Genomic DNA, 13,452 nt, shown 5'->3' with positions numbered 1-13,452 from the left:
ATGAATTTGAGGCTGTCGACGCCCAAATGCTGGCACATCTCTTCCTCGCTCATGGTCGCAGCGAGGAGCTTTTCCCGCTGGGGCGTGTCGACGCCGTAGAAACAGGGCCAGGCCGTGGGCGGCGAAGCGATGCGGAAGTGGACCTCCTTGGCGCCCGCGTCCAGGATCATCTCCTTGATCTTGCGGGACGTGGTGCCGCGAACGACGCTGTCGTCCACAAGGATCACACGCTTGTCCTTGATCAGGGCGCGGTTCACGTTCAGCTTCAGACGCACACCCATATTGCGGATGCTTTCCGTCGGTTCGATGAACGTCCGGCCCATATACTGGTTGCGGATGATGCCCATGGCATAAGGAATGCCGGATTCCAGCGAATAGCCGATGGCGGCCGGTGTGCCGCTGTCCGGAACGGGGCAGACAAGGTCCGCCTCGACAGGGGCCTCTTTGGCTAGTTCGCGCCCGATGTTTTCGCGGGTCTCGTACACAGACCGACCGCCGAGGATGCTGTCGGGGCGGCTGAAATACACATGTTCAAAGATGCAGAAACGGGATTTCTGAGGACGGAAGGGGAAGCGACTGTCGACACCTTTGTCGGTGATCACCACCATTTCTCCCGGTTCGATCTCCCGCACGAACTCGGCGCCGATGATGTCGAGCGCGCAGGTCTCTGAACTGAGGACATAGCCCGTGTCGAGCTTGCCCAGCACCAGTGGGCGCACGCCCAACGCATCGCGCACACCGATCAGCTTGGTGCGGGTCATCGCGACGACGGAAAACGCACCTTCCACCCGGCGCAGCGCATCCTCCATCCGCTCGGGGATATTGCGCTGCAGGCTGCGGGCCATCAGGTGGATGATGCATTCGCTGTCTGAGGAGGACTGGAAGATCGAGCCGCGCTCGATCAATTCGCGGCGCAGCGCGTCGGCATTGGTGATGTTGCCGTTATGGGCAATCGCCGCCCCACCCATCGCAAATTCACCAAAGAAGGGCTGTACGTCCCGGATCGCGGTCTGACCTTTGGACCCAGCGGTGGAGTACCGGACATGGCCGATGGACAAAGAGCCGGGCAGAGTTTCCATCACCTTCTGCGAAGTGAAGTTGTCTCGCACATATCCAAAGCGCCGGGCCGAATTGAACCCCTGGTCAGGGTGGTAGGCGACGATACCGCCCGCTTCCTGTCCCCGGTGTTGCAGCGCGTGTAGGCCAAGGGCTACGAAGTTTGCGGCGTCCATTGTCCCGAGGACCCCGAATATCCCACATTCTTCCTTGAGTTTGTCATCATCAAAGGGGTGGGCCAGAGGCATCTGCGCGGGTGCGGCAAGGTCGGACAAGGGGCAGCTCCGAATCCGTGAATGGGATATGGGCGCGGTGTAACAAGACAGGCTGCCCCTGTCACGAAAGGATCACAATTGATCGCGCATTACGCAGCGACCGTGTCCGGTTGGCCAATCTTGCCAGCAGACAGGGCCAGCATGGCGCGTGCATCACCATAGCTGAGCTTGGGAAAGAAGCTGTCCCCGATTGAAGGTGCCGCATGGATCAGCAAGCCGGATTGGGCATAGATCATCTCTTCGTCTGCGAAATGCAATTCCGCGAGATCCGGGCCATGGAACAGGGTGGGCCGGATCCCACACCAGCCGCTCAGTGCCTTGACCGGGACAGAGACCACAGGGGCGTCGATCCAGCGGGCAGGGGTGTGCAACGCAACATAGGCATCTGCTGGCAATGCGATGTCGGAGCATGTCGAGAGAACGCCGCCGGGGATATGAACAAGCGATGCGGTGCGATCGGGCCGGGTGATTGCTGTGATTTCGGCAAAACCACCGTCCAGCGTCGCCACAGCGTCGCCTGCTTGCAGCGTGTCAACTGATGCCCAGCCCTTCTCGGTCTCCAGCATAGTGTGTGCAGTGACCGTTGCGCTGATGCGCGGGGCTGCCGGTGTTTGGATTGGGGTGATGTCGGCAAAGGCGGCGTCGTGGTTCAAAAACATTGGTGGATCCTCTGGTCAGTCCGTGTTCGTGTTCTGGGGACAAGAACGCTCCACAAATCTGCCGCTTTTTGGTCACAACCACGGCCAAAGCCGGGCGCTGTTTCGCCACAGTCACCAGTGGGGCGCAGGTTGCCCACACTCTCCGCATCAGGGCGACGCGATTAACCCGCGCTTAACCATGATCGCGTGCAGACGGTGCTGCCCGCGCCTTCTAAATGTCTGATTCCCGCTTGGTTGCGGCGCGTTATTCGCCGCAGGCGCCCACAAGGCTCTCGTATTGGCGGGTGATCCAGCCAAGCGCCTCTTCGGGGTTCTGCTCTTCGATCTGCCCGGTGAAGCGGCCAAACACGGCGGCCGAACGGCTTTCGTCAACAATCGTGAATTCTTGGCCCGTGATCACCGTGTCGTAGACAAAGAAAGCGATGGCAACCAGAAGGATGCCGCGCGCCACGCCAAAAAGGAAACCCATGCCCTGATCGATACCGCCCAGGGCCGACCTTTGCACGATCGATGAAAAAAGCGGGGTGAACAGGGACACCACGATCAGCGCAACGGCAAAGACAAGGGCAAAGGCGCCAATGATGCTTAGCTCACAACTGTCAGCGATGAAGTCGCCCACGACTGGAATCTCGCGCACCAGCGGTTCGACGCGCGGGGCAAACAGGAATGCGAGGATCGCGGCGGCAATCCAGCCCGCAATTGCCATGGCTTCGCGGACAAAGCCGCGCCCATAGGCCAACAGGGCCGACAGGATGATGACCACGGCGACAACGCCGTCAATGATGGTGAACCCTTCCATGGTCCTGCCCCTTATGTTCTGCCCGTGCGGCGTCTAGCCTGCGCCGAAAACGTCGCCTACAAACCCGGTCAGGTCGCTGAAACGCTTCAGCGTCATTCCCGGTGCACCTTGGGCTTTGCCACCCTTGGGTGCGATGGATGACGAAAAACCAAGTTTTTGGGCTTCTTTCAACCTGTTTTCCGTCTGAGGGGCGGGCCGAAGCGCGCCAGATAGGCTGATTTCCCCAAAAACAACTGTATCTGCAGGCAAGGCACTATCCTCGCGTGCAGACAAAAGGGCGGCTGCGACGGCCAGATCGGCGGCGGGTTCGCTGATTTTCATGCCGCCCGCCACGTTCAGATACACATCAAGCCCGGCAAAAGGGATACCACAGCGTGCCTCAAGGACCGCAAGGATCATGGCAAGACGTCCGCCATCCCAGCCCACCACGGTGCGGCGCGCCTGGGAATGGGGGGACGGGGCAACAAGCGCCTGCATTTCGCACAGAACGGGACGGGTGCCTTCGATCCCGGCAAAGACGACGGACCCGGGCGAGGGCTCGCCGCGTTCTGACAGGAACAGGGCCGACGGGTTTGTCACCTCTGCCAGCCCTTTGCCGGTCATTTCAAAGACACCGATTTCATCCGCTGGACCAAAGCGGTTTTTGACGGCGCGCAAGATGCGGAACTGATGCCCACGTTCGCCTTCGAAATACAGCACCGTATCGACCATGTGTTCGACCACGCGCGGGCCTGCGATCTGCCCCTCCTTGGTGACGTGGCCCACAAGAATGATGCTGATGCCCTTGCGTTTGGCAAAGGTTGTCAACTCATGCGCGGCAGCACGGACCTGAGATACAGAACCGGGCGCGCTGTCGACCGTGTCGAGCCACATGGTTTGAATGGAATCGATGATGGCGAGGCCGGGGGCCTCCGCCTCCAGCGTGGTCATGATGTTGCGCAGGTTGGTGTCGGCGGCCAGTTGCACTGGCGCATCGGACAGCCCAAGGCGCTGTGCCCGCATCCGGACCTGCGCACTTGCCTCCTCGCCGCTGACATAGATCGTCTTCAGACCGTTACGTGCGAAACGTGCCGCAGCTTGGAGCAGAAGAGTAGACTTGCCGATGCCCGGATCGCCGCCCACCAAGATGGCAGAAGCCGGAACCAGACCACCGCCCAGTACCCGGTCAAGCTCAGCCACCTTGCTTTCGGTCCGCGGCGGCGGCGTTTCCTGTGTCGCCAGATCGGTTAGGGTGACTGTACTGCCGCGTTTCGTGCCCAGCCCCTTGCTGGATGGCCCGGTGGATAGGCCGGTATCTTCGCTGATGGTATTCCACTCGCCACAGCTGTCACAACGCCCAGACCATTTGGAAAAGGACGCGCCACAGGCGGAACAGGAGTAGGTCGTGGTGGTTTTTGCCATGCGCGTTGGTCTGCCAGTGGGGGCGTGGGTCGGCAAGCCCTTTTCGACGGCGCCGAACCGGGTATCAGACGATGTCACAGGTTGGCGGAAGCCAACGCAGTCTTTTCCGTTCGAAAACCGACCCACAGCGACGCCAGAATGCAGGCTGTAAACAAGTACAGCCCCCAAGCCACTTCCAGCCGCCCGACCCCCACGCCCTTGGCCACGGTGATGTAGATGGCGATCAGAAAAATATCGGCCATTGCCAGCTTTCCCATCAGGCGCAACGCCGGTGCAAGGCGTGGACTGGCCATGTTCCAGTGCAGCAGTGCCAGCCCGATGGTCTTGGCCATGGGAGCAACCAGCGCGAACAGGGCAACGACGACGGCCAGAAAGATGTCCGTGCCCCAAAGCGACTGAAGCCCGGTCAGCACTGAAATCTCTTTCAATTTGAACAGCGGTAGCAACCCGGCTTTGAGCAGTGGCGCAAACCACGAGATCGGGAACAGAATAAGCAGGGACAGGTTGATCCAGCGATGCATGATGGCAAGTGGCCGCGCTGGAATACCCGTGTCAAGCGCTGCGCGGCTCAGCGGACCGTCTCGATCGGCCCTTCCGCGCGCCCGTGAATGAACTGATCAACGTAAGGATCCGTTGCGGCATCGATGTCCGCGACCGGGCCGGTCCAGCGGATCTTGCCCCCATGCAGCATCGCCACGTTGTCAGCAATGGTGCGAACGGACGTCATGTCATGGGTGATCGTCATCGTGGTCGCGCCCATCTCGGTCACAATCTCGCGGATGAGGTCGTTGATGACGCCCGCCATGATCGGATCAAGCCCGGTGGTCGGTTCGTCAAAGAAGATGATCTCGGGCTCTGCCGCGATGGCACGGGCAAGCCCGACGCGTTTCTGCATCCCACCGGACAGTTCAGCAGGCAGACGATCCGCCACATCCGGGGTCAGCCCTACGCGCCGCAGCTTTTCGATGGCGATCTCGTGCGCCTCTGCTTTCGGGCGCGCAAGGCTGCCGCGCAGCAGGCGAAAGGCGACGTTCTGCCAGACGGGCAGGGAGTCAAACAGGGCTGCTCCCTGAAACAGCATCCCGAACCGGGCCAAAAAGGCATCCCGATCCCCGGTCTGACTGACGTCCTGCCCGTCCACAGTGATCGTGCCTTTCTCGGGCGTGACAAGGCCAAGGATCGTCTTGATCGCGATGGATTTGCCGGTACCGGACCCGCCGATGATCACCATGGACGTGCCGCGCGCCACATGCAGATCGACACCGCGCAAAACGTGGTTGTCGCCAAAGCTTTTGTGGATGTTGTCGAGTGTGATCATCTGGCGAGGCCTGTAACAGACATGGAAGAGGGCGCGTTCGGGGTCATACGGAAAAGAACACCCCCGTGAGCACGAAGTTGGCGGCCAGGATCAGCACGGCGGCGGCCTCGACCGACCCCTTGGTGGCCCGGCCCACACCCTGCGCGCCCCGGCCCGAGTTCATGCCGAAGTAACATCCCATCAGAGCGGCGATGCATCCGAACACTGCGCCCTTGACAAGGCTTGATGTGATGTCCCGCGTTTGCAGGAAATCGACCGTGTTCTGGATATAGGCCGCCGCGTTGAACCCAAGGGTGCCCGTGGCGACGGCATAACCACCAAAGATGCCAATCACATCACCTACAGCCACCAAAAGCGGCACGACCAGCGTGGCAGCCAGCACGCGGGGCACTGTCAGATACTTCATGGGATGGGTCGACAGGGTGACCAGTGCGTCAATCTGCTCGGTCACCTTCATGGTCGCAATCTCGGCCGCGATGGACGAGGTGACGCGCGCGGCAATCATCAGCCCCACAAGGACCGGACCCAATTCGCGCACCATGCCGATGGCAACGATCTGGGGCACGACAGCTTCGGCGTTAAAGCGGGCGCCGCCCGCATAGATTTGCAGCGCCAGTGCGCCGCCTGTGAAAATGGCGGTCAGCCCGACGACGGGCAAAGACAACCAGCCGATATTCAGTAGGGCCAGCGCAAGCTCGCGCGGATAAAACGGGGGCCGCAACAGGTGGGTGACAGCAGTGCCAAAGAACATGGCCACCCGGCCCATAGCGGCCAAAATGCCCAGCGTGGCCCGCCCAAGTGCCGCAATCCAGCTCATCCAACAAGGCTCCGCTGATAGCGCATGCCAAGCGAGGTCAGGATTTCATAGCCAATGGTGCCAGCGGCATCGGCCACCGTGTCGACGGACTGATGACGCCCCATCAGCTGCAACTCGGTCGGATCATGATCCAGAGTGGTCACGTCTGCCGTGATCAGATCCATGGACACACGGCCAACCACCGGGCAGGGCGTGTCACCGGCAAAGAGCGTCGCCTTGGGACCCATTGCGCGGATCAGCCCGTCCGCATACCCACCTGAAACGGTGGCGACGCGGCTGTCACGCGGGGCAATCCACGTGTTGCCATAACCCACGCTTTCGCCCTGTAGGACATCCCGAACCTGGATAACGGGCAGGTCAAGGGTGACGACCGGGTTCGCCTCCACAAAGGGCAGCCCGCCATAAAGCCCGATACCGGGGCGTGTCATGTCAAAGTGATAGTCCGGTCCAAGTATGGTGCCACCAGTGGCTGCGAGGGAGCGGGGAATGTCCAGGCCATCGGTCATCGACCGGAACTCGGCCAGTTGTTGGGCGTTCATCGGGTGATCGGGCTCATCCGCGCAAGCCAGATGCGACATGATCATCGTGGGCCCCTGGGCGATGGCAATGTCGCGCACGGCGGACCATTCGGCAGGTTCCATGCCCAGACGGTTCATCCCGCTGTCCAATTGAATACCGAACGGCGCACCGGGCAGCGCTTCGACATGGCGCAGCATCTGATCAACGGAGTTGAGCAGCGGGGTCAACGCCGCTTCGCGGATCGCGTTGGTGTCGCCAACCATGTGACCGGAAAAGACATAGATCGCTGGCCCCTGACCAATCGCCCCGCGCAGCGTGTTGCCTTCTTCGGCCGTGGCGACAAAAAAGCTGCGCACGCCAGCACGCACAAGGGCGCGGCCCACGACAGGCGCACCCAAGCCATAGCCATTGGCCTTGACCACCGCACCAGTTTCGCAGGCACTGAGTGCATCAAGGGATTGCCAATTGCGTACAAGCGCGCCGAGGTCGATAGAGAGGGTCGCAGATGTCATGACCGGCTGTTTGGCAGGACGACGCGGATTGGTGAAGGGGAAAATGCGATGTCGGCTCAGGGCAGCGCAAAGATGTCGCGGTTTCTTTCCCAGATTTCCTCCCCGATCAGGCAGTTATAGGGCACGCTTGCCTGCGCCCGCCACAGCCGCGCGGGCTGTCCGGCAATCTCAAGCACCAGCTTGCGCCGTACCGCATCCTCAAACTCGGCCCAATCGGTGACAGGCAGGACAAAGGCGCCGGTGCCGCCAATGACACAAGCGGTGTAGTAGACATCAAGATCAGGGATGTTCCACCGGGACGTAAACCCGTCATCCTGGGTCATCAGCGGCAGCCCATTGATCGTGATGCCGCGCGCCAGAACGGCATCTCGGGCTTGAGTGACCGGACGCCCCATGTTGTTCGGCCCGTCTCCCGATACGTCAATGACACGGCGCAAGCCGTCAAAGGCGTTGCCATCAATGCTGTCGGCGGCGTGGATCAGCGCCCCGGAAATGGAGGTGCGGCGCATCGCATCGTCAAAATGGGCCGTGATCTGACCTGCGATTCTGGACGCATCATCGGGTGTCGCCAAAACGGTCCAGGGGACTATCACCCGTTGGTCATGGGATCCGGCCCACTCGACATAGGTGATCGCGATGCGGCCCAGAAAACCACTGTTGATGGCGGCCTGCACTTCTGGCGACTTTAGAGCAGTTGCATAGCCACGCCGTTGGATTTCCAGCTCGTAGGGCTGCATCGAGCGGCTCACATCGACGGCGAGGAACAGCTCAACATCAACCTCGGTCCGCTCCTGCGCCTGCACGACCGAGCCAACACACACCAAAAAAACAAGAAGCCAGCGCATATTCACACTGTGCCGGGCGCGCGTGACGCTGTCCAATCACAACCGGGCCATACAGCGTCTTCTGATGAAAAATACCACGGGGGCGCTGTAGGCGGGGGCAAAGCCTCCAAAACTTCGGCTTCGCGCGCAGCGCGTCCTTTGGATCAGAACCCGGCGTCGCCACCGCCGCCCTGCTGCCAGGGCTGCACAAGGTTGCCAAAGCGGGTAAAGCGGCCCTCAAAACTCAGGTCGACCGTACCGATGGGCCCGTGACGCTGCTTGCCGATGATAACCTCGGCGCGACCATGCAGGCGTTCCATCTCTTCCTGCCACTTGGCCATGGCTTCCAGATCGTGATCACCGGGTTTCTCACGCTCTTTGTAGTATTCTTCGCGGAACACGAACATGACCACATCCGCGTCCTGCTCGATCGAGCCCGATTCCCGCAGGTCCGACAATTGTGGACGCTTGTCGTCGCGGCTTTCGACCTGACGTGACAGCTGTGACAGCGCGATGACCGGAATGTTCAACTCCTTGGCGATCGCCTTGAGGCCCATGGAGATTTCCGCAATCTCCTGCACCCTGTTGTCGGCGCCGCCACGCACCAGCTGCAAATAGTCGACCATCAGCACGTCCAGCCCATGGGTCCGCTTCAGCCGCCGCGCACGGGCAGCAAGCTGTGCAATCGGGATGGCGGGTGTGTCATCGATAAACAGGGGGCAAGCCTCAAGCTGCTTGGCCGCGTCCACAAAGCGCCGGAACTCCGCCTCGGTCATGTCGCCACGGCGGATGTTTTCGGACGGCACCTCTGCGGCTTCAGACAGGATACGCGCAGCCAATTGCTCGGCGCTCATTTCCAGCGAATAAAACCCAACAACGCCACCTTCTATGGCCCCTTCAGAGCCGTCGGGCTTGAGCCCTTTTTTGTACGCCTTGGCAATGTTGAAGGCGATGTTGGTCGCAAGCGACGTTTTCCCCATCGACGGACGGCCCGCTAGGATCAGAAGGTCGGACGGGTGAAGGCCCCCAAGCTTCTTGTCCATGTCGATCAGACCGGTCGAGATGCCCGCAAGTCCGCCTTCGCGCTGATAGGCGGCATTGGCGACATTAACTGCATCCGTTACGGCTTTGAGAAAGCTTTGAAACCCACCCTCTGACGTACCCTGTTCCGCCAGCTTATAAAGCGCCTGTTCAGCCTCAACAATCTGCTCCTTCGGCTCCGAGGCCACATCCACCTTGGCCGCTTTCGCACTGATGTCGCGACCTAGTTGGATCAGGTCGCGGCGCACGGCGAGGTCATAGATCATCTGCGCATAGTCGCGCACGGCAAACGCACTGATGGCAGCACCCGCAAGGCGGGCAAGATAGGCCGGCCCCCCCAGCTCCTTCAGCCCCTCATCATCTTCCATGAACGCCTTGAGCGTCACCGGGGATGCAAGGTTGTTCTTGGCGATACGCGCCGCCGAAATCTCGAAGATGCGGGCGTGCACGGGATCGTAAAAATGGGACGGGTTTATGATCGCCGCGACACGGTCATAGATGTCGTTGTTGGTCAGAATCGCGCCCAAGAGCTGCTGCTCGGCCTCGATCGAGTGGGGCATGGTCTCGGCATCCTGAACCGCAACCCCGGTCGGATTGATTGCTGCAATCTCGTTCATCGCCCCACTCTCTGCTCGTTGTTTTGTTGTCCCCGCGTTCCGGGTGTCTTGCCACAAGCTCATAGGCGTTGAAAACCGGGAGCAAGTCTGTGGAAAACCCGGTGGATGCTCCAAAATCGTGGTTTACACTTTCCCACATATGGCAATGGCGTCTTGCACGCATACCACATCTGCGCAGTGTCATGCAAAAGAATCATGGTTTTGCACACTGTTCCACAGCCCGAGGCCGGGCGGAAAAAGCGCAAACGCAGCCGTATCGGCGAAGTTCCGTTACGTCCGGGCGGCCTGCCACGCGCGCGGGTCGTTCAGGAACGCCTCAACACCGTCCAAAGTTGCGGCATCGAACGCGCCGGATGCCTTGGCTTCAGCCAACACATCCCACCACGTGCACAGGTGATGCAACGCCACTCCATGGTCGCCCAGCGTCTTCTCGGTTTCGGGGAAAATCCCGTAGTAGAAAATGACAGCTGTGTGTGCGCAGGTCGCGCCGGCATCACGGATGGCATCCACAAAGCTCAGCTTTGACCCGCCATCGGTCGTCAAATCCTCAACCAACAGGACGCGCTGGCCATCGGTCATGTCGCCTTCGATCCGGGCACCTTTGCCATATCCCTTGGGCTTTTTGCGCACATAGGTCATCGGCAGGGCCATACGTTCAGCCACGAAGGCGGCAAATGGAATGCCAGCAGTCTCGCCGCCCGCGATATTGTCGAATGACTCAAATCCCGCATTCCGCATGACGGTGACCGTCAGAAAATCCATCAATGTCGACCGGATGCGCGGGTAAGAGATCAGCTTGCGGCAGTCGATATAGGTCGGGCTTGGCAGTCCGGATGCCAATGTGAACGGCTCGGCCGCGTTGAAATGCACCGCCTTGATTTCCAGAAGCATGCGAGCCGTCAGGCGGGCCATTTCTTCGGATGTGGGATAGCTTGTTGGGATCATGGAGCTTTGCTTTCGGGCTGTGTGCTGCGTGGAGAGGGCGGGAGCCTCCGACGGCGGTTTATTTGGCGAAATGAAGAGGGTTCAAGTCACGCTCCATTGCAGGTCGAACCCGGGATCAAAGACCGTGACGGGGCCTTCGTCAGTGTCCACGTGGCTTGGCAGCGTTGGTGCCGTCTTGGTCAAAGTAACCGTGCCGACGTTGACAGGCAGGCCGTAGAACTCTGGTCCGTTTTTCGACGTAAAGGCCTCCAGCTGATCCAGCGCACCTTCTTCCTCGAACACCTGTGCCAAGATGGGTAGCGTGTTTGGGGCAGTAAAGCAGCCGGCGCAGCCGCAGGGTAGCAGCTTGTTGGCATCCGTGTGCGGCGCGCTGTCAGTGCCCAGAAAATAGCGGGGCTCGCCGCTGGTGGCCGCGGCCCGCAAGGCAAGCCGATGTTCCTCGCGCTTGGCAACAGGCAGGCAGTAGTAGTGCGGCTTGATCCCACCGGCCAGGATGTGGTTGCGGTTGATCACCAGATGGTGCGTGGTGATCGTGGCCCCAAGGCTGTCATCCTGCGCGCGGGCGTAGTCGACCGCGTTCGACGTGGTGATGTGTTCCATAACGACCCGCAAGCCGGGTGTGGCTCGGCGGATCGGGTCGAGGATCCGGTCAATAAACACCGCCTCGCGGTCGAAGATGTCGATGTCGTGGTCGGTCACTTCTCCATGCACACATAGGGGCAGGCCAACATCCGCCATGCGCTCCAGCACCGGGCGCACCTTGTCGAAGTGTGTCACACCCGAGGCGGAGTTGGTGGTCGCGCCCGCAGGATAGAGTTTGACAGCTTTGACCAGCCCGCTCTCATGTGCGGCGGCCACGTCGTCCGCATCCGTGTCCTCGGTCAGGTACAGTGTCATCAGCGGATCAAAATCCATGCCGTCGGGCAGCGCGGACAGGATGCGATCGCGATACGCGGCAGCCTGAGCCCCTGTGACCACCGGGGGCACAAGGTTGGGCATGATAATGGCGCGGGCAAAGTGTTGCGCGGTCCATGGCAGCACGGCGTGCATCATGGCGCCGTCACGCAGATGCAGATGCCAATCGTCGGGGCGGGCGATGGTGAGTGTGGTCATGCGCCGCCGTTAGCATGGGCATGACGTGGGTTTCTAGTCCTCGGTCCCGGTACTCTTGGCATTTGCTGCGTTGCGCAGCGCCTCAATCTCGGCAATGCGGCGCTGGAACCGTGGGGCGCGCTTCATGCGGGACACCACGTTGCGTGCCATCATATATGTCAGCTCCGTCCGGTCGTTGCGGTCGAGCGCTGCCAGAACGCGACGCAGATACCCGGGATAGGTGCGGCGGGCGCGGTAGATTTTGGCGAATTGCTGGTCGTCGACTGTGCCCTCGGCGGCCATTTCAAGCAGGTCAGGCAATACATTCATAGCCATCAAGTCGCTCTGGATCGTGTCGCCCATATTGCGAAGGCGATATTGAGTCACACCGGCACGCGTGAACAGGGCGGCGTGCATGGCGTCCAACCTCTCAACCGGATCATACAACACATAGGCCTGCGCACAGGCATCCAGCATGTCTGGCGCATAACCATAGCGCGACGTGAAATCGGTGCGCCGCATCTCGATAAATCGGTCGTCCCATTCTGTTACACGCGGATCAAGTGTGGCCTGTGGCTGGATCAGAAGCACCTGCGCCCCCGGTGCGGCCACGGAATAGGCAGCAGCGGCATAGCCACATGGACCCGCCCCATAGAACAGCACCGTTTCAAAGTCGTCGAAAAAGCCCTCATCGATCAGCTGGTCAAACAGGCCAATAACGTTCCGGTCACGAAACCACGTGTCACCGTCCGATGCGATACACAGGTGCGACCAATCACTGTCGCGCACCATGGACCATCCCAGCGGTTCGGCGCGCTCAGATAGGGCGCGCATGCCCTGTACCGATTCGAAGGTCACGGCCAGCGTGTCGCCACGTCGAATGTGGGCCGCGAAATGCTTGCGCCCCAAGGCTTTGAAAAACCCTTGCTCTTCAGAAGTTTGCACCAGGCGTGACAGCCATTCGGCTTTCGGCAGATCGGCCAGATCCGGCTCGAACGGAATCTCTTGGTCCTGCATTGCTCTATCCTCATATCCCACCTTTGAGCGGCGGGTTGAGGACGAGGTACCGCCGCAATGGGGCGAAAATGGGGAAAATTTGAGCGACTATTGCGCCGAGCGCCGTGCCAGATTGGCGTATTGGATCATGAATTGCGCAGCCTTTGGCGGTACAGGGCGCGTGGGCGGCGTCATCAACAGACGGCCAAACAGCGCGCGAAACGGTTCTTGCTGCATCAATTCATCGAACCTTGATTTGCGCCACGCGACGGCGTCGTCGTGCAGGGATGAAAGCACGCTGTCACCCTTCAGCTCGGCCAGGTGCGCGTCGCGCCGTTCTGCATACCGGCTGATTGTGCGGTCCTCATCCGTACAGAAGTTCCGTTCGACCCAGTAGTCGACGCCCAGCAGATCGTCAGAATGCACGGCGCGGCCACGATCGGCCTTCAGAACATAGCTTTCCATTGCGCCGAGCGGATAGTGATTGAGCTGCGCCAAACCGTAATTCGGTTGCCCATAGTTGGAGAACAGGCGGCGTGTTTTGAACTGTTCAGGCAGCGCGCGGCCATGGCCGTCGAACC

13 protein-coding genes and 1 pseudogene are annotated in these 13,452 nt (G+C 60.7%); all 14 read right to left on the bottom strand.

What is annotated here, in order from left to right; genetic code table 11:
- Window positions 1-1,304 (bottom strand): amidophosphoribosyltransferase (gene purF, locus AC6RA8_RS12965; RefSeq protein WP_500353162.1); only part of this gene is annotated, 1,304 nt, incomplete at its 3' end.
- Window positions 1,305-1,420: 116 nt separating this feature from the next.
- Window positions 1,421-1,990 (bottom strand): hypothetical protein, encoded by a 570-nt coding sequence (locus AC6RA8_RS12960; RefSeq protein WP_500353161.1) that lies wholly within the window; start codon window positions 1,988-1,990, stop codon window positions 1,421-1,423.
- 244 nt (window positions 1,991-2,234) lie between these two features.
- Complete coding sequence (locus AC6RA8_RS12955) at window positions 2,235-2,789, bottom strand: CvpA family protein (RefSeq protein ID WP_500353160.1); 555 nt, start codon at window positions 2,787-2,789, stop codon at window positions 2,235-2,237.
- A gap of 33 nt (window positions 2,790-2,822) precedes the next feature.
- Entirely contained in the window at window positions 2,823-4,190 is a 1,368-nt protein-coding gene (gene radA / locus AC6RA8_RS12950; RefSeq protein ID WP_500353159.1) for a DNA repair protein RadA, read from the bottom strand.
- Between the two features lie 74 nt (window positions 4,191-4,264).
- Window positions 4,265-4,711, bottom strand: coding sequence for a paraquat-inducible protein A (locus AC6RA8_RS12945; RefSeq protein WP_500353158.1), 447 nt, complete (start codon window positions 4,709-4,711; stop codon window positions 4,265-4,267).
- 47 nt (window positions 4,712-4,758) lie between these two features.
- Window positions 4,759-5,508, bottom strand: a complete 750-nt coding sequence (locus tag AC6RA8_RS12940; RefSeq protein WP_189369938.1) for an ABC transporter ATP-binding protein — start codon at window positions 5,506-5,508, stop codon at window positions 4,759-4,761.
- Window positions 5,509-5,551: 43 nt separating this feature from the next.
- Window positions 5,552-6,325 (bottom strand): MlaE family ABC transporter permease, encoded by a 774-nt coding sequence (locus tag AC6RA8_RS12935; RefSeq protein WP_500353157.1) that lies wholly within the window; start codon window positions 6,323-6,325, stop codon window positions 5,552-5,554.
- Entirely contained in the window at window positions 6,322-7,356 is a 1,035-nt protein-coding gene (alr, locus tag AC6RA8_RS12930) for an alanine racemase (protein ID WP_500353156.1), read from the bottom strand. Before alr ends, AC6RA8_RS12935 begins: the two co-directional genes overlap by 4 nt.
- A gap of 56 nt (window positions 7,357-7,412) precedes the next feature.
- Window positions 7,413-8,201 carry a DUF1194 domain-containing protein gene (locus AC6RA8_RS12925; RefSeq protein ID WP_500353155.1) on the bottom strand — a complete coding sequence of 263 codons (789 nt, stop codon included), beginning with the start codon at window positions 8,199-8,201 and terminating at the stop codon, window positions 7,413-7,415.
- Between the two features lie 143 nt (window positions 8,202-8,344).
- On the bottom strand, window positions 8,345-9,838 hold the full coding sequence (locus tag AC6RA8_RS12920) for a replicative DNA helicase (protein WP_500353154.1): 1,494 nt from the start codon (window positions 9,836-9,838) through the stop codon (window positions 8,345-8,347).
- A 270-nt stretch (window positions 9,839-10,108) separates the two neighbouring features.
- Window positions 10,109-10,783 carry an orotate phosphoribosyltransferase gene (locus AC6RA8_RS12915; protein WP_500353153.1) on the bottom strand — a complete coding sequence of 225 codons (675 nt, stop codon included), beginning with the start codon at window positions 10,781-10,783 and terminating at the stop codon, window positions 10,109-10,111.
- A gap of 81 nt (window positions 10,784-10,864) precedes the next feature.
- Window positions 10,865-11,896: a dihydroorotase gene (pyrC, locus tag AC6RA8_RS12910; protein ID WP_500353152.1), complete on the bottom strand. Its 1,032-nt coding sequence runs from the start codon at window positions 11,894-11,896 to the stop codon at window positions 10,865-10,867.
- A 33-nt stretch (window positions 11,897-11,929) separates the two neighbouring features.
- Window positions 11,930-12,892, bottom strand: coding sequence for a phosphoadenosine phosphosulfate reductase (locus AC6RA8_RS12905; protein WP_500353151.1), 963 nt, complete (start codon window positions 12,890-12,892; stop codon window positions 11,930-11,932).
- Between the two features lie 87 nt (window positions 12,893-12,979).
- Window positions 12,980-13,452: pseudogene (locus AC6RA8_RS12900) on the bottom strand (glycosyltransferase family 2 protein); the annotation flags it as partial.

The sequence above is a fragment of the Tateyamaria sp. genome, from assembly GCF_059783535.1.
Note: the sequence above shows the minus strand (reverse complement) of the source record. Positions and strands in the feature narration are given on the sequence as shown.